The sequence below is a fragment of the Sphingomonas sp. EU05-FHT14C10 genome (genome assembly GCF_058790595.1).
In genome coordinates this window covers 120,558-140,076 of the sequence record NZ_JBYTEN010000008.1, presented here as the reverse complement: position 1 = coordinate 140,076, position 19,519 = coordinate 120,558, and the positions used below count along the sequence as shown (strand labels likewise).

Here is a 19,519-nt window from a genome sequence, read left to right as displayed (position 1 = left end):
GTCCTTTCGACGTCAGAATTGGGGGATGGCGGCGGCGAACGCGCGAAGCATGACGGTCATTTCGCGGCGCAGGTGGTGGCGGTTCGAGATGACCTGCTCGGGCGCCAGCGCATTGCCACGGACTGTTGCGAACCCGGTGGCGGGACGGCCATCGGGCAGTTCGATCAAGATGATGTGGCCGCGCGGTTTCGCAGGGCCGCCATAACGCGCGGTGAACTCGCCAAGCCGGCCGGTCAGTCCCCGGGCAACCTTGCCCCATCGGATGTGGCCGGCGCCGCGCATGTCGTCGCCGTCCAGCCCGCGCGCCAACCAGAGGCGGAATTGGGACCGTTGCTGGATGGCCGAATTGCGCGTCCGCTCCATGGTCCGGCTGAGCGGAATCGCATCCGCTTCAGCATCGATACGGGCAAGATCGTCGCCGCCGGCGGCAACGAGGGCGTCCTCGAATTCCGCCCCTTCGAGCAATGCGGCAAGTGGCAGGCGCAGATCATCGCCGCCGGCGGGGAATCTCGCAAAACCACTCTGGGCATCGACCGTGATGACACAGGCGTCCACATGGCCCGGAAATAGGGACAGTTCTGCGCGCAGCATCGCTGTAACCGGGTCGTCGGATCGGTTGCCCAGGATCAGAAGCCGCGATCGCCAACGGACGGGGCGCGGACCATCGGTGGGGCTTGGCCATTCGCTCGGCAGCGGCCGGCCCCGGCGCGCGAGGTTGTCGTGCGCTGTCCACCGGGGCACGATGGACTGGGCAGCATAGGCGCGACGCGCCGTGTCGAAGAGATCGTCTGGACGGCCACCGCCATCGCCAAATCCGAGGTCATAGGCGCGCATGCGCGCTTCGCCTTCGGCCCTCCAGATCAGCGGGCGGTATTCCCAGCCAGCCGGCGCGGCATGGTCACCGTCGGCATAGGCGACGGCCTCGTCCCAGCCGAGCCCATGACGATCGCGGGCCCGAAGAATCGCAGCGTAGCGATCACCGCCGAGACCCAGGGCGCATTGGGCTTGTGCGAAGGCAAAATTCGCAGCCATGCGTGCGCGTTCCGTCTCGACGCGGATCGCCTCGTGCACGGGCCGCATCGCCGCGACACGGGTTCGCGTTCGAGCCATCCGGGCTTCCAGCGCCGCATCTGGCGGGAGATCGGGATAATCTCGCCAAGCGGCGGCGATCGCGGCGGCATGATCGGCTTGCCGCCCGCGCGCAAGCCAGCACGCCGGGTCCGCCGGGTTGAACGGCTCATCCGTCATGACGACGGCTGGTCACGCGCCGTCCAGGCCTCCGCAGCCTCGACGGCGGAATGATCGAGGAACTTGGCTAAGCAGAACGGCTCGAAGCTGGGATCCGATAGGAGGCCAAGCGTGCCGAGCAGGTCCGCAACTGCCGCGATATAGAGCTCGGTCGCCGTCACCTGTCTAGCCGGCACCCAATGGGCCAGATCATCGCTCTCGGCGCCGCAGAGATTGCAGGTCGTGGAATCATATATGCCCGAAACCTCCCATGTTTGGGTCTCGACCTCCCAGCGCACGCAAGCGTCGCGGACCAGTTCGTCTGCCCCGCAATGGGGGCAGATCGGTTTGACCTGGGCGGCTGGCGGCGGGGGATTGGGATCCTCGGGATCAATTGGCGTGATCACCAATTGATAGGTGAGGTCGGGGACCCGCGGGTCATAATACACGCTGGCTTCGGCTGCGGCCCTGGCGGCGGCCTCGATGTCGCAGCCTTCGATTTCTTCGAGCCGGATCGTCTCGACGGCGAAGGTCTCGCCGCCGCTCAGATAGTCGATGCGCACCTCAAAAGTGCGCGCCAGGAAAGGCGTGGTGGCCATATTGGTTCTCCATGGAAGAACAGGAATCCCGGATGGGGCGAGCGGCAGTCAGGCCGCCTGCCTGCGGGTCACGGGCGGGATCACGGGATCCGGATCGGGCACGATCTCCGCGCGCATGTTGGAATAGCGGTTCGTCGCCATCCAGCGCTCGGCGCTCGCCATGTCCGGCGCGAGGTGTCGCAGCTCGTCGCGATCGTCGAAGCTGGTGAGGACGCGGACCATGCCAGGCTTCAGCGTTTCGAGAATCTCGAACTGCTTGGCGCCCTCGGTGCTGAACGTCTGGCGCACGGACAGGACAATCGTGCCCTCCGCCCCGAAGTCACCGAGATGCAGGGTGAAGGTCGGCGCGTGTCGGGTCATCGTGCCGAGATATTCCCCATGCCGCTCGACGAGGCGGCCGGTGCCATTATCATTCTTCCAGGCCCGGAGTTTGCGTGTGAAGCGCTCGGGCGGACAAGGCTCGCCGGATGAAAAACGAATGAGGCTACCCAAAGGGGCGGTGGCGTAGATCTGCTGGGCGGAAAGCATGTTGTGGTCTCCTGAAAATGAAAAGCCCGGCGCTTGGCCGGGCTCATTGGCGTTGGTTGAGAAGATGAGGTGGGCGGTTATTCGCGAAGGCCCCCACCCAAGATTTCGGTAATCCAGTGCGAGGCCTCGTCGAAATCCATGTCGCCATCATCGACCAATCGGGCGAGCGCGACGGCGCCGGTGCGGCCAAGTTGGCCGAGACGTTGGATGGCGGCGAGCAGCACTGGCGCCAACTCATCGGCATTTGCGGTTTCGATGTTTGGAATTGCCTGGGGTTCTCCGTTCCTGGGTTGCTGAAGCTGTCGGTCAGTGCGCGCGCTGCAAGAGGCTGCGGGCTTTGCCTTCGAGATCGAGGCGGCTGTCCTGGTGGGACTTCGATCGTGCGACCGCGGTGATCCCGTTCACGAAGTCGAAGAGTGAGGCCGGCGGATGCCCCTCCTCGTCAAGAACGGTCGCGATGATCTGCTGCGTATCGGACTTGGAAAAGCCGCGCGTTCGCAGGAAGGTCGTGCGATCCTCATCGGTCCTGGCGACGATGCGCTCGCGCGCCGTCTTGATGCCGTTCACAAAATGGGCCGGTGAAGAGTCGGCAAAGTGGATCAACGCGGGCTCGGCTTGATGGGCGAAGCGATTGGCCGCGAATTTCGAGTGACGGATGTTGATTTCCTCGAAATTTTCCACGCCCCACAGATTGCGATTCATGCACACCGCGCGTAGATAAAATGTCGCTATTCCCAGAGTCTTGGAGCCCACTTCTGAGTTCCAGCAATAGAAGCCCCTGAAGAAAAGATCGGGGTCTCCGTTTGGCAGCCTGCCGGCCTCGATGGGGTGGGTATCATCGACCAGGAACAGGAAGACGTCGCGATCCGAGGCGTAGAGCGTGGTGGTATCGCGGCTGACATCGACATAGGGGTTATAGTGCATCGTCCCCCAGTCGAGGACGCCGGGCACCTTCCAGCGCGTGTCACCCGTGCCGTTGCCGGCGATGCGCATCACCGCCGCCACGAGTTCGTGGTCCCAGATCCGTCCGTAGTCTGGGCCGGTCACGGCACGCAGCTCAGTGCGGCCATCGCTGGTCTCAAGGAATTTCACCTGCTCGCCGCGATGCGCGATCAGGCCATGCTGCATGTTGATGCCGGCCAAGGCTGCGGGAAGATTGCGCAGATAGGAAGCCGGCGCGCCGACCAGGCTGCAAAGCTGGCCGAAGGACCAGTTGGTCGGTGCAATAGGTTGCTCGCAGCCAGGAACAGTCAACGTCAGCCGTTCGGGATTGTCACTGCGGGCCTCGACCCGAACCGCCCGGCTTTCGACGATGCGCGTCGTCGCGGATTCGGCCCTCTCCCTCACCCGCTCGTAAAGCTCGGGCAGCGAGAGAAAACGCTCGTCGTCGGGCCGCGAGAACCATTCGGAGGAGACACGGCCGATATTGCGGCCACGGCTGATATCGACCTTATAGGGCACCTTTGCCGGGCGCACTGCGGGAGCCATCATGTTCATGGAAGCTTCTCCTGGGATGAGGACAGAGCAGCGCTGCTGCTTGCTGCTCAGCCCAATCCCCGCCCCCTCCCTTCCGGTGGTTGGCTGCCGCGATCTATGAAGGATTGCTTGTTTGTAGCGCCTTCCTGACCCCCTCGCTCGTGCTCTCAATGGCGACGCGGTCAGGGAACACCACGCACCAACCGCCGCCGAACTCCCCGACGCGCTGGCGGCTGCACGTCACGCTCCACTCGAAACCGACGGGCGTTGCGGCCAATGTCGACTGGCAGCAGCGCTGGATAAGCCGTGCGACCGGATCGGGCTGAAAATCCTGTTCGGCAGAGATCAGCGCCATACATCCACCCTGGTCGGGACCGCCGGCGAGGTCGGCTCCGAAATCGGGGAAATCGGGATCGTCGAACAAGTCGAGAAATCCGTTCCATCGGCCTTCCCCGTCTGATGGAAACAGCGCCATGAACTCAGCGGACGGTGGATCCGGCTCAAGCCCCCGCCGACAGGTCCATTGCCAGGAGAAAAGCCTCGCGAAGGCGTTCCCATTCGTCGGGATGACACACAAAGGCAAAACATGCGGAGATGTAGGTGTCAGCCATGACGATGCTCCTCCTCGATGAACCGAAGAGGCGGAAAATCGGCTTCGGCGGAAGCAAAATAGGCGTCGATTGCAGCGAGCGAACCCAAGGACCGGGCCTCGGGCGCCGTGATGACGACAAGGTCGTTACTGGTCACCATGTAGGATCGGGGTTCACCGTTTCCGTCGAAGACGAGGCGTTCGGCTTCCCATGCACCGGGACAGACATCGCACCAGCGGGCGAACCGCAACCCATTGGCGATGCAGAAAGCTTCGAGGTCGTCGAGGCGGCCCCAGGCAACTTCATGTGCGCCGAGCTCGAGAGGGTCGGCGCCGGTGATCATGGAAGGATCGAACAGAGCGCCGTCCAGGCTGGTGAGGGCATAGGAGCCGGCGATGGAGCAGAATTCTTCCAACAGCGCGGATGGCAGCGAGCCACCGATCTTGATGGTCACGGAAACACGATCGGCCATTTTCGGCCTCCTTGAGATGATCGGAAGGGAGGGCGCCGCACAGCGGCGCAAGACGCGCGAGGTCAGGCGTCGGGATCGGCCGCGGCCGCGCCGATCAGATGGCGCAGTTTCGCCCAGGCGGCAGCCTCGCCGGCACGGACGCCCAGATTGAGACCGCGTCCGTACATCCGATAGGCGATTGCGGCCATTTCGGGAGAGGCAGACACTGGAATGAAATCGAGGAAGTTGCCCTCATCGTCCTGCAGTTCGACGACATCGCTGTGCTGCGGCGGCGGAAGGGCAACACGCGCCCATGAGCCGAGATTGGCGAGGTCAGCGTTGAAACTGTCGACGAAGAGTTGGGACAGGGTCGGATCGGACGACATGGAGCATCTCCGGAATAGGCCGGCAGACCATCCGCCGGCTCTCTCCAGCCGCTCCCCCTCCCTTCCATATCGACGGAAACGAGGTAGCCATTCATATATGCGCCTGTGCCCGCAGGCCCATGGCGCTGCGACTTGCCGGGTGGCTGTCAGGCGAGTAAGTTGGGAATAGCCCCGTCGGCTTGAGATAAGGCGGGTGTCAGGGCGCCGCCGCGTATTTGAGAGCGTGGCGGCGTCCCGTCTCAGTGGGCATTCCCAGGCGGAAAATAGCCGCGTGCGGCCCAAGGAGGCGCCTTATTTTCAAGACTGGAACTCGGCGCTCAAGACTTCGCTATCCGGTCGAACGCAAATCCTGCGCTGCCATCGCGTGAAGTATATCGACAGCGCGGTTGGCCGGAACGAATAGCCGGGTCTTGTAGGCAATGATCTCGGTAAAGCAGCCAAGGGACTTGAGCCATGGGAGCTTCCCGGCTGGAAAATCCTTGATCTCCAATCTCGCCTCGTCATTGACGTAGCAGCGCAGCAGCCGCGCACCGGGAAGAAATGGTATCGTAACGCCGCCGTTGCCGCGGGCGCCGGCTACAAGTTCGGCCGGTGAGAGCGAGATCGACATGGAGACCCCGAAAGCCGAGGCGACCTTCTCGAAACCCGCGGGAGAGATGATTCGGCCAAGGATGGAATTGCCCGCCCTATCGCAGATCCGCCAGACACGGACATCATCGTCCGGCAGGCGGTTCCAGACTGGGAGTAGCAGCCCCGTCGCGATGTTGATTGTTTCGATATCGATCCTGGCTTCGATCTCGGCGCACTCCGTTTCCCAGGCCGCGCAAAAGCTCGGCTCGTCCGTCTCGATCCAGTTGCTTTCCTGTAGGCGGCTGCCCCGGATGCGTTCCGAGCCCGACGGGCGGACCAGCTCCCAGACTTCGATCGCCTCCCCCTCATTGTCGAGGATGGACCAGGACGGAACCTTGAGAGCGACCCGGCCGGATCGAGCGTTGCGCAAATAGGCAATGTCGGGCGTGCCCGACCAGTGCGCCATGGTTTGCGCCAAAGATGTCGCATGGCGCTGCCGGTGCAACTCGAGCCGCGACAGCCTTGTCTCGGCGCCGGTATCGGGATCACGGCGCAGCACCTGTTCCTCAAGCAGCACGATGCGCTCGACCGCGATGGTCTCGACGCCGATGTCGAGGGTGCCACGCTCGCGCGCCGCGTCGATGCGCGCCTGGATGAGGGCCATATATTCCTCGAAAATCGCATTCTGCGTTCCGATCCGCAGCGCCAGCAGCCGATTGAGCCACCGCTGGATGGGCGGCAGGTCTTCGAGCAGGCCGCCATCGTCGTCATTGAGCAGTTTCAGGCCCGTCATATGGACGAAATCGCTGAGGTTCGTGCTCGTGAGCTTGCCTCGGTAGAGCAGCTGATACCATTGGTGGAGCGCATCGCGGGCATAGTCGCTTTCGAGATTGTCGGCCGGATCGAAGAGATTCTGCCCGCCCGTCTGGCGCTGCCCGCGTGTCAACGCGCCCAGGCTATCGAGGCGGCGGGCGATGGTCGAGATGAAGCGCCGCTCGCCCCGGCAATCGGTGGTGACCGGCCGAAAGATCGGCGCGCTCGCCTGGTTGGTGCGGTTCGAACGTCCGAGCCCCTGGATGGCACTCGACGCGCGCCACCCCGGTTCAAGCAGATAGTGGACGCGCCGCCGATCTGCGCTGGGGCAGTTGCGGTCAGCGTGATAGCTTCGCCCGGTCCCGCCGGCGTCGGAAAAGGCGAGGATCGACTTCTGCCCGGACATGAACGCCTGGGCCTCGGCGATATTGCTCCGCGCCGTACGCCGTTCGATCCGCTGACGGCCGGCCGCATCGACGACGAGCCGCCGGCTGCGGCCCGTGACCTCGGCAACGGCATCGGTGCCGAAATGCCGCAGGAGCTCGTCGAGGGCGGCGGGAATGGCCGGCATGGCGCAGAGCTGCTCGATGAGATCGCTGCGTGCGCGCATCGCTTCCTGCGAGTGGACGGGGTTTCCATCGCCATCGATCATCGGCTCGGAACGCGGTTCACCATCCTCGCCCTTGAAGACCCGCATCTGACGGGTGGGAAAGGCATTTTCGAGATACTGCACAAGATATTCGCGCGGACTGACCTCGATATCCATCTGGGCGCGCTCATCGGCCGAGAGACCGGCCAATTGGCGTTCGAGCATAGCTTCGGCGGTGGTGACCAGCTGGACGAGGACGTGGCGGCCTTCGGCGACATCTTGTTCGATCGCCTTGATCAGGGTCGGAAGCTTCATCCCGATCAGAAGCTGGCCGAAGAAGCGCTGCTTGGCCGATTCGAACCGCGAAAGCACCGCGCCCTTGGCCTGGGCGTTGAGCGTCTTGCCGGACATCTTGTCAACGATGTTGGTGGCTTCGAGGACCGCATCGAGATTGCGGTGGATCAGCGCTTATCGCGAGGTCGCGGTAATGCGCAGGAACGCGGCGTAGCCACCGAATTCCCGTGATAGTGGGCGCAGTTGCTGCGCATTATACTGGTTGCGAACCTCGGCGGTCCCTGGACCAGCTGAGGAGGCAAGCATGTTGAAGTTGCACGACGAGTTGATCGCCAAAATCACGAATTTTCTCGAAATCCAGAATTACAACCCCGTGGTCGTGGCGAACCACCGTCTCTACGCCCGCGCATTCCTCGATTATCTGGCCGAGTGCGACATGCCGGTCGAGACGGTGACGCCGGCACAGGTCGATCAGTATTTTTGCTATGCGGTTCAGGATTTTGAGGTCCAGTACGGCCGACCTCCCAGTGCGCGATGGCATATGTTGCCACGCGCCGTAATCGCCAAGTTACTTCGGCTTGCTCAAGGCAAATGGCCACCGGATGCAGAGATGATCGGCCCCGACGCCGTGCATCGACATGGAATTTGCCTCGAATACGAGGCATGGCTGCGTGAGGAGCGCGGCTTGGCAAGCGCGTCCATTGAGGCGCTGATGTGGGAGGCGCGAAACTTCCTGCGATGGCAGTTCGACCGCGGCGGTGCTGCCAGCCTCGAAGCTTTGAGTATCGTGGACGTCGATCTCTACATGGACGTGCGCGCGCCTGGCTTACGGCGCAAATCATTGGCCGATGTCGCTGAGCGGCTCCGCTCGGTGGTCCGCTATCTCCACCGGACGGGGCGCATCCCGTCCGATCTCACACCTCACATCATCGGCCCTATGCTCTATGCCTACGAAGATGTGCCCTCCACGCTGGATAAAAGCCAAATCGCCGCATTGTTGGCCGCGACGAAGGAGGACGGATCGCCGCGGGGTCTGCGCGATTATGCGATCCTTCAAATGCTTGCCACATACGGTCTGAGACAAGGCGAGATCTGCCGCCTTCGGCTTGAGGACGTAAACTGGCGCGAAGAATCCCTGCGCATCCGTCACACGAAGACCAATGCTTACTCCTACATGCCGCTTATGGCGCCGGTTGGTGAGGCGCTGCTCGATTATCTGCGCCTTGGTCGCCCCCAGGTTGATGTGCGGGAAATCTTCGTCCGATCCTGCGCACCCTATATCGCAATGACGAACCTGTACGGCATGATCCGCGGGCGGTTGGCAACTGCAGGCGTCGAGCTGCCAGGAAAACGAGGGCCGCATGTGTTCCGCCACGCGCGGGCGGTCGAGTTGCTGCGGGCGTCGGTTCCGCAAAAGATCATCGGCGACGTACTCGGGCATCGATCCACCGAATCCACCAACGCCTATCTCAAGCTGGCCACCGAAGATCTCCGAGCCGTGGCGCTCGAAGTGCCCGGATCGGAGGTGCTGTCATGAGCGCCTGGCACGATCCCGAACACACCGTCATCGACGCCTTCTTGGAAATATCGCAGTTCCGGCCGGCAAGCAGACCCACCTATCGCTGGTTCCTCCGCAGCTTTGAGGAAGCCGCTCTGCGGCATACAGCAGTAGATCGACCAATGCTGGAGGCTTGGCTGAAGGACATGGAAAAGCGTTGGCGACTCTCGGCTTTGCTGAACCAGGTCTGCATTGTCGACCGCTTCCTCGACCACCTCGTTGAAATCGGGCTGATCGCCAACAACCCCATCGCCTTGTTGCGCACTCAGTACAACGTCAAACAGAACAAGCCGATCTGGCGGGCGCTGGCTTCGGCCAATCCCGACGAGGCCCTTTCCGCATTGCGACGGCCTGCGCCCTACGGCAGCGTTCTTGGCAACTTCATGCGCGATCATGTCGCGTTGATGCGCAGCCGAGGCTACCAGTATGAGACGCAGGCTCATTGGCTGTTACGGTTCGATCGGTTCCTTCAGGCGAATCCCGAACTTGCCGGAGCGTCGCTTGAAACAATGCTGGCGCGCTGGGAAGCGGCCAAACCAACCCGCAATCACGCGGCTGAATGCCAGAAGCTCGGGCGCCTCCTGACCAAGGCACGGTATCGCCTTGATCCCAGCATCCCACCGAAACGCTTCAACGCCCGGCTGGAGCGGGAAGTAGCACGTGAACATCGGCGGCCCCATATCTTTAGCCCGTCCGACGTTCAGCAGATGCTCGACACTGCCCGGTCCTATCCGTCACCGGATGCGCCGCTGCGGCCGATGGTTCTCTACACCATGGTGGTCCTGGCCTATTGTGCCGGACTGCGCCGCGGCGAACTCGCTGGGCTCGATCTGGGCGATGTTGACCTTCAATCGGGCACAATCACGATCCGGGAAACGAAGTTCTACAAGACCAGAATCTTGCCGCTGAACGCAAGCGTCGTGGCCGAGTTACGCAACTATATCGATGAAAGGCGGTGCGCTGGTGCGCCGCAGAATCCCCAATCCGGGCTCTTCTGGCACGAGCACTTCAATGATCGCTATACCCCGGTGTCGGTCTCAACGATGATCACCAAGGTCATGCGCCGCGCCGGGTTCAAGCCCCCATCCGGGCGGACGGGGCCGCGCGTTCATGACCTGCGCCATTCGATGGTCGTGAACCGAATCCTCCAATGGTATCGATCTGGCGTCAATCCGCAGGACAAACTGGGCTTCCTATCCACCTACATGGGCCACCGGGACATCCACTCCACGCTGGTTTATATCACTGTCACGCAGGACCTGCTGCAGGAAGCAAGCGAGCGGTTCCGTGCCGTCGGTGCCCGATGCCTCACCATGGAGGTGCGGCCATGACCAAGGGCAATCCGTTCCCCGCGTTGTTGCGGGCGTTCTTCCAGGAATGGTTGGCCGAGCAACGCAGTGCTTCGATCCATACGATCCGATCCTATCGCGACACCTGGCGGCTGCTCCTGCGGTTCATCGCGGAGCGAAATGGCTGCGGCGTCGCGCGGATCAAACTGGCCGACATCTCGGCCGGAGAGGTTCGCGCGTTCCTTCACCATGCCGAGCATGAGCGCGGGGGCACGATCGGCACACGCAACTGCCGTCTTGCCGCGATCCGCAGCTTCTTCAGCTTCGTGGCAGACAAAGATCCTGAATACGTCGCGCAATGTACCGAGGTCCTGACCGTCCCGCTCAAGCGGGAACCGACATCAGCACCTTGCTATCTCGAGCCGAGCGAGGTCGAGGCGATCCTCGCCCGGCCCGACCGGACGACCCTCGTAGGGATGCGCGACCATGTGTTGCTCTCATTCCTGTACAACAGCGGCGCGCGCATCCAGGAGGCCCTCGATCTGTGTTCCAACGCGATCCGGTTCGATGCGCCGTACTGCGCGCGCCTCTATGGCAAGGGACGCAAGGAACGGATCTGCCCACTCTGGCCGGAAACTGTGACGTTGCTCAGGAAGTTGCTGGAACGCCACCCGCGTGCGCCAGACGAGCGGATCTTCGTCAATCGATACGGTAAGCCGCTGGGGGCTTCGGGAGTGCGGTTCAAACTTGCCGCCTATGTAGAAGAAGCTGCCAAGTCCGTGCCGTCGCTTCTGACCAAGAATGTGACTCCGCACAGCTTCCGGCACGCGACCGCCGTCCACCTTGTCGCGGCCGGGGTGGACATCACCGTCATCCGCAGTTGGCTGGGGCACGTCAGCCTCGATACCACCAACCACTACGCACAGGCCAATCTGGAGACCAAGCGCAAGGCGCTGGAACAAGTGGGTGCGCCAGTGGCGAGCAACGTGCCACCGTCGTGGAAACGGGATGCCAGTCTGATAGAGTGGCTCGACACCCTATGAAATAATGTGAAGGACGTGGCGAAATGTTCCCCGGTATTACGGGCGTTCGCCGCGTTCCTGCGCATTACCGCGACCTCGCGATAAGCGATCTTATGCGCAGCTGCGCATAAGATCGCCCAGGCATCGGCATAGGCATCGTAGATTGCGATCTGGTCCGGCGTCAGCTTATGTTCGAGCGGATCATATTCGACGCCGCTGAAGGTGAGCGCGCGGGCGGTATAAAGACCAAGGGCTTTCAAGTCCCGCGCGACGATTTCCATGGCCGCAATCCCGCCCTCGCCGATCGCCCCCATAAAGGCTTCGCGAGTTTCGAAGGCGCCATGCCCCCAGAGGCCGAGACGGCTGGCATAGCAAAGATTGGATGGGGCGGTGGCTCCGGTGGCACTGTTGTAGAGGATGCAGGCGCGTGGCAGCAGGTTTTGCAGCCTGACCCCGGCAAGCCCCTGCTCCGAGCCCTTTTGGGTGCCATATTTGGTGTCTGTGCCCGCGGCGTTGGCAAGCTCGTGCGCTTCGTCGAGCGCGATGAGACCGTCAAAGTCCGACCCCAGCCAGGCGAGGATTTGCTGCAATCGTGATTGCGCGTCGTCGCGCTGGGACCGCAGCGTCGCGAATGTGAGGAACAGGATGCCGCTGTCCATGGTGATCGGAGCGCCGAGCGCGAAGGCGTCGAGCGGCTGGATATCAATGGGAAGGCCGCCAAGCGCCGCCCAGTCGCGGCGGGCGTCCTCGAGCAGGCTGGCACTCTTGGAAATCCAGACGGCGCGGCGCTGTCCGCGACACCAGCGGTCGAGGATGCAGGCTGCGATCTGTCGTCCCTTGCCGACACCGGTCCCGTCACCGACCATATAGCCCATCCGGTAATTGTCGCCGTCGGCGTGGGAGAAGAGTAAGGTGCCGGCATCGTTCGGCCGATACCGGCCCGGCACGTCGCGCTCGAAGGACTGGCCGGCATAGATGACCGTTTCGAGCTGCGCGTCCGACAATGTTTCGATCGCCCGCTGCGGCAGCAACGGACGATAGGATGGCTGGGGCGGCAGGATCGAGGACATGGCGACAGATTCGACCAGTTGATCCGGATGCGGCCTCGGATTGGGAAAGGACATGCGGGTCAGACGCCAGGGAACGTAAATGCCGATCTGCTCGTCGGCGGCGGGCGGCGTCTCCAGGATTTCGTAGGAGACCGGCTCGGGTTCGCCGGCGATAACGGGCGCGGCGGGCGGCGCGACCAGCCTGGATCCGCAGGATCGGAGCAACAGACCACCCGACCGCTTGAGCGCCGGCAATGCAGGTCGGGCTGGAATGGCCGAGCTCTGTGGTTCGGGCGGCGGAATACGGTCACCGAGCCGCTGGGGCACGTCGAGGACGAAGGGGAGCGCGGCGCTAAGAGTGTCGGCGACATATCGCTCGGTCTGGCCCGACCAGCCATTGTCGAAGACAAGCAGCCGGATCGATATCGATGTGCCGTGCTTGGCGTATGGAGCGCCGTTGATCGTGAGTTCCCAGCGCGGCGGCACGACTTCGGCAACGGCATCATAGCCTTGGGCGCCGGTGCCATCACGTGCGAACGCGGGCGACATGATCGCGACACAGCGTCCGCCCTGGGTAAGCCGCGTCAGTGCGGAGCGGAGATGGCGGGCGCCGGCATATCGGTCGCGGCCTCGGCTCTCGCTGCGCGAGAAGGGCGGATTGATGAGAACAACGTTCGGCCGGCTGCCAGAATCGAGGAGATCGCCGATGAACTCGCCATCATGCTGGCTGACGGGCTGATCGAAGACGAGCGAGAGCAATTCGGCGCGGAGCGGGTCGCGTTCATTGAGGATCAGAGCCGCGCCGAGATGGCGGGCATGGACGGCCAGCATGCCGGTTCCAGCCGAGGGTTCCAGCACGCAGTCAGAGGCACAGAGCCGGGCCGCGCAGGCGGCGAGCCAGGCCAGTGGCAACGGTGTCGAAAATTGCTGCAGGTCGACCTGATGCTCGGTGCGATAGCTTTGGGTCGGGAGAAGCAGCGACAGTCGTTCACGCGCCGCAAAGGAGGCCGCCGGATTGTTCCAATCGATTAGCCCATGGTCGGCGCGAAGAGTGAGCAGGATCTGGGCTGTCTCGAGAGCCTCATAGGCATCGCGCATCGACCAGTCGCCCCATGCGTCCGAACCGCCGAACTGCTGCTGCATCAGAGACTTGAGCACTTGCCGCGAAAGGGACGTGCCCCTGACGATACGATCGGCAATGGCGCGGGCGACCGCGACGAGCGACACGGCTTTGGCATTGGAAGCTTGGGACGCCTCGGCAGGGGCGAACAGAGGAATGGTCATGAAAGAACTCCGCAGGCTGATCGAGGGCTCTGAGCCCCTCACCTGCTGTTCTCCCGCTCCCTCCTTCAGCTCATGCCGACACGGTAGATGTCGGCCGCCCACTGCTCGATCCAGCCGGTCGTAATCTCGTCATGGGCCAGATCCCCGCTTTCGATGAGATCACGGACTTCGGTGCGGGCTTGCGCGATCGCCAATTCCCATGGATCGTCCGGCGTTGCGCGCGCAGAGGGAGACGGATCCGGTTGAAGATGGCGGGTGGGTTCACGCAGACGCCGAAACTGGGCCCGGACCCACCGTTCCATATGCTCGGCAACCAGTTCGTCGGTTTTTGGAACCTGCCGCCGCCACGCATCACGGCGAGATGCGACGCCATAGGCTTGACTGTCGATCGATGCGACACGCGTGGCGAAAGGCTTGAGATAAGGGAGCGCGGCGCCCTTTACGCCAAAGAGGTGGAGCGTGACACCGGCAGGTAGCGTGCGATCGAGATGCTCGACAACCGCCACCAATCCTTCTGGGCCCGCAATGGGGCGGCGGCACATGCTGCCCACGCCGAGCACCGAACCAGGGCGGAGCGATAGCCAGAGCGCTTCGGCGCAGCGCTCATAATCCTCCGGGCGTCGTCCCTGAATGACGGGCATGAATTGTCCAAGCAGACCGAGATCCTCGGCATGCTGGCGGCAATCACGATTTGCGCGGATCGTGCGCGAGATGCGGTCGAGAACCTCGTCTCGATCCGCGGCGATCTCATGCTCGGTGCAATAGTCGAGGCTAGAGATACGCCGGAACGGATGCGACGCGGCGAGACGGAAATAATCGTCCACGCTCCATGGGAAACCGCCATAGCGGGCCATGGCGACGAAGCCGGCGCTGTCGAGGTCGAGGGACACGAGGCCATGGGCATTCACCAGCTGTGTGAGCCGCCATCCGACCCATTCGGGCCAGCCACGGCGTCTGGTCCACCGCGACAGGGCATTGGCCGAGATCAGCATGGGTTGCTGAAGACGACGGGCCCGCATCAGGACCGGCCCTTCATTGAGATGGGGCAGGCCTATGACGATCTCGATCGGCATGCCGGGAATGTGCGATGAGGCCGCAACCGGGATTGCGGCCCCATCGCACTTCAGTGTCGATTAGGCCGCTTCCGGCAAATCGACGTCATCGACGACTGGAGCCTCACCCGCCGGAGCCGGGGTGAACTCCTCCACCTCGAGATCAACCGCTTCCTCTTCGGCGACGAAGCGCATCGGCCCAGGGAGCCAGGCGAGCGCCCGGTCCTTGACCTCGCTTTCGACGATGACTTGTCCGGCGAACAGCTTTTCGGCGGACGCGGCAAGATCGAACTTGCGCGATGCGGCATAGCGGCTGCTGAGCTCGACGCCGCCGATCGCCTTGAACAGCGTCAGGATGCCGGGCTTGGTGATGCGATCAAAGAAGTTGCGCGCGGTCGGCCGCCACCAGGCCGCGACATCGATCTTGAGCTTGGCGCCGAGGTGATTGAGGAAGCTGCTGCCGCCCGCGCCTTCAGGAACGGCGTGAAGCGTCCTGGCGATCGCCCAGCCAAGCCAGGCCGCCCGGGCCGCATCGTCCAGTGCGCAAAAGGCATCGTACCGCGCTTCCATGTCCTTGTGGTTGACCCAGCTGCGATCGAGCTCGGCGTCAAGTTTGGCCCAGGCTTCGGCGGCGGGCGTGCCGCTCTCGAATCCGCCGACCCGCGGACTCGGAGCGTTCGCGCGCAATTCGCTCGGCATGCCATGATAGCTCATGGTCCGCATCGCATTGTCGACCATGATGAAGGTGCCAAGATCGAGGGCGAAATGCGGATCGCTGGCGACATGGACGGCGAGCAGCTCGGTCTTCATCATCGCAAGTTCATCGCTGAGGCGCAGGCTGTATTTGATGGCCTGCTCCTGCTCGTCTTCCTCTGATTCCGGTTCCGTGGGATCAGCGGGCGCGTCATCTCCGCCATCCTCATCGTCCGAGTCATCCGCAGCGGCGGGTTCGACATAAAGCTGCTCGTGGAGACGCGGCTGGCCGTCGGCGCCGATGACGATATAGGCGATCGCCGATGTGCGCTGTTCGTCATTGAGGACAGTGCCCGTGTCGGTCAGTTCCTCAAGCTCCTCCTGGAGCGCCTCGACGCGCTCGGATTGTTCCTCGCTATAGTCGCCCGCTTCCTCAGCCACCTCGTCGATCGCGGCAAGCTCGGTTTCGATCTCGATCCTGCGTGCGTCCGCCTCCGGCGTCAGCGGCACGGGTTCGCCAGCGAGATGATCGAGTTCGCAGGTCTCCATGTATGGCACCTTGAGCGCGGGAATGGCACGGACCTCGGCAAAGCCTTCGCGGTCACGCAGGGCCAAGGCCGCGGCGACGAGCTTCTCCTCGGCGAGGCGGTCCACGATATCGGCGTCGATCCAGCTTTCCGTCTCGGCATTGGAGAAGAGATCGCCATCGATGCGCCCACCGGCGGCTTCATAGGCCTCGCGGCCGACAAAGATCACCTTGGGATCGGAACCCTTGTAGGAACCGGCGGCCAGCATGCGGCGGATCTCGTTCACATTGTTGCCGTAATAGCTATCGGCCATCTGCGCGAAAACGGCAGCCTGGCGCGCCGTGTCGGACGTGCTGCCATAGGCCATGGCGATATCGAGCGTAATCTCCTCGGCGCGGAGCGCCTCGAAGATGGGCTCGGCGAGATTGGCGAGGCGCAGGCGACCTTCGACGAAGCGCTTGGCGAGGCCGAGCCGTTTCGCCACCTGCTCGACGGTCTTGCCTTCCTTCTCGATCATGTTGCGGAAGGCTTCGCAAGCGTCGGCGGGATTCATCGCAAGATTATAGTAATTCTCGCTGAGGCTCATCTCGATCGCATCATCGGCGTTGGCCATGACCATCACGGGCACCTGGAAGTCACGTGGCAACTTTCCCGCCTCGATCTGGTCGAGCACGGCGCGCAGGCGTCGGCCGCCGCCGATGATGCTGTAATGGTCCTTCTTGCGCTTGACCGCGACGCCGATCAGATTCTGCAGAACGATGCCGGTTTCGCCGACATTGGCGGCGAGCTCCGCGTCAGCATCGGCATTGCTGCTCTTGCGGACATTGAGGGGCGAGACCGAGCAATTGACGGCCAGTGCATAGACAATGGGATTGTTCATGGAATGGGACTCCGTTCGCGGAGCCGCCTGACCTTCAGGCCGCTTGCCGCAACCGGCTCCTTCCCTTCTCCCCTTCCCGCCGCAGCACGTCGTTCCAGTCGTTGAGCCCGTACCAGGGGAACATCGTCTCGATCACCCTGCCCTTGCATGCATATGCGCCTCGGGCCAGTTTCGCGGCGCGGCGTCCGCCCGGATCATTGTCGGGCAAAAGCACGAGGCGATCGACACCGGCGGGAATTGTTACGCGGGCAAGACGTTCGTTTCCGAGCGTTGCCCATACCGGAATGCCGAGCAGCATGGCCGCGGACTGCGCGGTTTCGACGCCCTCGGCAAGCCCCAGGCAAGCGCCTGCCCGATGGAGCCGAACGGCACCCGTGAGCGGCCTGCCAAGGGCGAGCTTCGCTTTGGCGAGATCGGGGGCGAGACGCGGTTGATCGCGATCGAGGAATATCCGCTGGATCGCGATGATGCCTGTGTCGTCGTGGACGGCCGCGATCATCGCGGGTCTGAATGATGCTGTCCGTCCCTTGCCCAGCGGCGTACGGGGATGAAAGCGCAGCGCAGGCGACGAACGGATTATTCCTCGTGCGGCAAGATATGCCTCGGCGGGGGTTCCGATTATGGGGGCGGCGTCGCACCAGATAGCGCGGGCGCGTTCGGCCAATGCGAAGTCGCGCCCGCGACGGGGTTGAACCACGGCCTCATCGTCAACCGGAACGTCCAGTTTCAAGCGCCGGACCGCGCGCAGGATTTCGAGCCCGGTGCAGCCGGCGAAACATTTGAAGAGCAGGCTGCGGTCTCCCACCCGCACCGACAGGCTGGGCGTGCGATCATCATGGGCAGGGCAATGACACATGCCACCGCTCGGCCGCCAGACACCGCCGAGTTTTTTGACGATCTGGGCCGCTGCGGTTTCAAGAGGAAGATTCCGCGTTGGGATGTTCATGGAGAGGAGTCCGTTGCCGGGAAGAGCCGATCATTGGCGCTGTTCCCCGCCCCCTCCCCACTCCGGTTCCAGCCCCGAAACCGGTCGGGCCGGCTCACTCGGGCAACAACAACTGGTGAAATTGCACCAAAATGGATGCTCAGGGGTCCGGCGCGATTTCAGGGCAAGATGTTACAAGAAGGCGACAGGCAAAGTGCGATTCTCGCTCCTTCACGAGAAGGAGCATCTCATGACAAGACGTTTCAGCTTCAAGATAATGATTAATGGCTTCATCAGCGCCCATAACGAAGAAGAACTATTCGTTCATTTGGAACGCTGCGCCGTCAATCTTGGATTTCGCCAATTCGCGATGGGCCATCATGTTGATCTGATCGGACCGCCGCAAGATGCGATTCGGGTTACCAACTATCATCCCGGATGGATCGACCAGTCGCTCGGCGAGGGCTATTTCGTGCATGATCCTGTACATCGCGCCAGTACACGCACCGCAACGGGGTTCCTTTGGTCGGACGTCCCGGGGATGATCCGGCTGACAGACAAGCAGCGGACTATCCTTAGTGCCGCTCGGCCCTATGGCCTGAGCGAAGGCTATACCATTCCCGTGCATGTGCCCGGCGAATACCGCGGCACCTGCTCTTTTGGCGCCGATACGCTCGAACGCCTTCGGCCCAATGCGCTTCTGCTAGCAAACATGATCGGCCCCTATGCGTTCGAAACCGCGCGGCGCATCATGCGAGCGCGCCGCGCGCATATCGAGCCCCGAAATGAGGTGCCGGCGCTGACCGAGCGCCAGCGGGACTCACTTGTCCTGGTGGCGCGCGGCAAAGGCGATTCCGAGATCGGGACGTTGCTGGGCATCTCGGCGAAGACGGCGCACGAGCATGTCGAGAACGTCCGGAGGGCTTATGGCAATGCCCAGCGGCCGCTGCTGATCGCTCGCGCCCTGTTTGACGGCCAGATCTCCTACGATGAGGTGTTCGGCCGCTGACAACCCGCTGATCAGCGGGTGGCGACCGGTTGATGTTTGATTGAGCTGTTCTTCCGCCAAGTAGCGGGAGAAAGCTCCATGATCCAATATTATACGGGCCATGCTGGCCCGGGTTTATCGCCGGCGCTCGACAATATGCATCGCGACCGCAAGCGCGTGTTCGTCGACATGCGCAAGTGGAATGTGCCGGTCGTTGATGGGCAATATGAGGTCGATCAGTTCGACGGCGAGCATGCCGTTTATCTGATCAGCGCCGGCGACAATGGCGAGCATTTCGGCTCGATCCGCCTGCTGCCCACCGAGCAGCCGCATCTGCTCGGATCGGTCTTCCCGCATCTGTGTGACGGATCGCCGCCAAGCGGGCCCGGCATCTGGGAAATCACCCGCGGATGCCTGTCGCCGCGATTGCGTGCAGCTGAGCGGTTGCGCGTCCGCAATCGCCTGACGACGGCGGCCGTCCAGTTCGCATTGCTCTTCGGCATCGATCGCTTCGTTTGCGTCGCCGATTCTGGATGGCTCACGCAGATCCTGACGCTCGGCTGGAGCTGCGATCCTTTGGGTGATCCAAGGTTGATCGATGGTGCCATGACTGGCGCCTTGCAGATCCATATCTCCGGCCGAACGATCGATCTGCTCCGCGAGGCGGGCAACTACGCGCCCGTTCGGCTCCAGCTCGGCGACGCCGCGTCACCAATTGCCGCATAGGGA

General features: G+C 63.0%; 17 protein-coding genes and 1 pseudogene. 5 read left to right on the top strand and 13 right to left on the bottom strand.

Annotated features, from left to right (window positions below):
- Positions 1 to 12 precede the first annotated feature (12 nt).
- The 9 genes from AC3WT0_RS10425 to AC3WT0_RS10385 form a co-directional block, all read right to left on the bottom strand.
- A complete protein-coding gene (locus AC3WT0_RS10425) occupies positions 13 to 1,248 on the bottom strand; it encodes a hypothetical protein (protein ID WP_492753448.1) in 1,236 nt (411 codons plus the stop codon).
- Entirely contained in the window at positions 1,245 to 1,826 is a 582-nt protein-coding gene (locus AC3WT0_RS10420; protein WP_492753446.1) for a hypothetical protein, read from the bottom strand. The genes AC3WT0_RS10425 and AC3WT0_RS10420 overlap by 4 nt, the downstream gene beginning before the upstream one ends.
- A 48-nt stretch (positions 1,827 to 1,874) precedes the next feature.
- Positions 1,875 to 2,354: a UCP036055 family protein gene (locus AC3WT0_RS10415; RefSeq protein WP_492753444.1), complete on the bottom strand. Its 480-nt coding sequence runs from the start codon at positions 2,352 to 2,354 to the stop codon at positions 1,875 to 1,877.
- A gap of 77 nt (positions 2,355 to 2,431) precedes the next feature.
- Positions 2,432 to 2,578 (bottom strand): hypothetical protein, encoded by a 147-nt coding sequence (locus AC3WT0_RS10410; RefSeq protein WP_492753442.1) that lies wholly within the window; start codon positions 2,576 to 2,578, stop codon positions 2,432 to 2,434.
- Between the two features lie 82 nt (positions 2,579 to 2,660).
- Entirely contained in the window at positions 2,661 to 3,851 is a 1,191-nt protein-coding gene (locus AC3WT0_RS10405; protein WP_492753441.1) for a DUF932 domain-containing protein, read from the bottom strand.
- Between the two features lie 94 nt (positions 3,852 to 3,945).
- Positions 3,946 to 4,254, bottom strand: coding sequence for a hypothetical protein (locus AC3WT0_RS10400; protein WP_492753439.1), 309 nt, complete (start codon positions 4,252 to 4,254; stop codon positions 3,946 to 3,948).
- Between the two features lie 179 nt (positions 4,255 to 4,433).
- Entirely contained in the window at positions 4,434 to 4,892 is a 459-nt protein-coding gene (locus AC3WT0_RS10395; protein ID WP_492753438.1) for a hypothetical protein, read from the bottom strand.
- A gap of 62 nt (positions 4,893 to 4,954) precedes the next feature.
- Complete coding sequence (locus AC3WT0_RS10390) at positions 4,955 to 5,257, bottom strand: hypothetical protein (protein WP_492753437.1); 303 nt, start codon at positions 5,255 to 5,257, stop codon at positions 4,955 to 4,957.
- A gap of 328 nt (positions 5,258 to 5,585) precedes the next feature.
- Positions 5,586 to 7,211: a strawberry notch C-terminal domain-containing protein gene (locus tag AC3WT0_RS10385; RefSeq protein WP_492753473.1), complete on the bottom strand. Its 1,626-nt coding sequence runs from the start codon at positions 7,209 to 7,211 to the stop codon at positions 5,586 to 5,588.
- 616 nt (positions 7,212 to 7,827) lie between these two features.
- Between AC3WT0_RS10385 and AC3WT0_RS10380 the strand changes: the two genes are divergently transcribed.
- The 3 genes from AC3WT0_RS10380 to AC3WT0_RS10370 are packed head-to-tail and all read left to right on the top strand — an operon-like array spanning position 7,828 to position 11,413.
- Positions 7,828 to 9,060: a site-specific integrase gene (locus AC3WT0_RS10380; protein ID WP_194917735.1), complete on the top strand. Its 1,233-nt coding sequence runs from the start codon at positions 7,828 to 7,830 to the stop codon at positions 9,058 to 9,060.
- Positions 9,057 to 10,412, top strand: a complete 1,356-nt coding sequence (locus tag AC3WT0_RS10375) for a tyrosine-type recombinase/integrase (protein ID WP_492753436.1) — start codon at positions 9,057 to 9,059, stop codon at positions 10,410 to 10,412. Before AC3WT0_RS10380 ends, AC3WT0_RS10375 begins: the two co-directional genes overlap by 4 nt.
- Positions 10,409 to 11,413 carry a tyrosine-type recombinase/integrase gene (locus AC3WT0_RS10370; protein WP_194917584.1) on the top strand — a complete coding sequence of 335 codons (1,005 nt, stop codon included), beginning with the start codon at positions 10,409 to 10,411 and terminating at the stop codon, positions 11,411 to 11,413. The genes AC3WT0_RS10375 and AC3WT0_RS10370 overlap by 4 nt, the downstream gene beginning before the upstream one ends.
- Positions 11,414 to 11,520: 107 nt before the next feature.
- Here the strand turns inward: AC3WT0_RS10370 and AC3WT0_RS10365 are convergent.
- The 4 genes and pseudogenes from AC3WT0_RS10365 to AC3WT0_RS10350 form a co-directional block, all read right to left on the bottom strand.
- Positions 11,521 to 13,725 (bottom strand): annotated as a pseudogene (locus tag AC3WT0_RS10365) (strawberry notch-like NTP hydrolase domain-containing protein); the annotation flags it as partial.
- Positions 13,726 to 13,790: 65 nt separating this feature from the next.
- Positions 13,791 to 14,798 carry a deazapurine DNA modification protein DpdA family protein gene (locus tag AC3WT0_RS10360; RefSeq protein WP_492753435.1) on the bottom strand — a complete coding sequence of 336 codons (1,008 nt, stop codon included), beginning with the start codon at positions 14,796 to 14,798 and terminating at the stop codon, positions 13,791 to 13,793.
- A gap of 60 nt (positions 14,799 to 14,858) precedes the next feature.
- Positions 14,859 to 16,877: a ParB/RepB/Spo0J family partition protein gene (locus AC3WT0_RS10355; protein ID WP_492753434.1), complete on the bottom strand. Its 2,019-nt coding sequence runs from the start codon at positions 16,875 to 16,877 to the stop codon at positions 14,859 to 14,861.
- A gap of 34 nt (positions 16,878 to 16,911) precedes the next feature.
- Complete coding sequence (locus tag AC3WT0_RS10350; RefSeq protein WP_492753433.1) at positions 16,912 to 17,823, bottom strand: DUF7146 domain-containing protein; 912 nt, start codon at positions 17,821 to 17,823, stop codon at positions 16,912 to 16,914.
- Positions 17,824 to 18,052: 229 nt separating this feature from the next.
- Between AC3WT0_RS10350 and AC3WT0_RS10345 the strand changes: the two genes are divergently transcribed.
- Both AC3WT0_RS10345 and AC3WT0_RS10340 read left to right on the top strand, forming a co-directional pair.
- A complete protein-coding gene (locus tag AC3WT0_RS10345; protein ID WP_492753431.1) occupies positions 18,053 to 18,811 on the top strand; it encodes a helix-turn-helix transcriptional regulator in 759 nt (252 codons plus the stop codon).
- 78 nt (positions 18,812 to 18,889) lie between these two features.
- Complete coding sequence (locus AC3WT0_RS10340; protein WP_492753430.1) at positions 18,890 to 19,516, top strand: acyl-homoserine-lactone synthase; 627 nt, start codon at positions 18,890 to 18,892, stop codon at positions 19,514 to 19,516.
- The last annotated feature ends 3 nt before the right edge of the window (positions 19,517 to 19,519 follow it).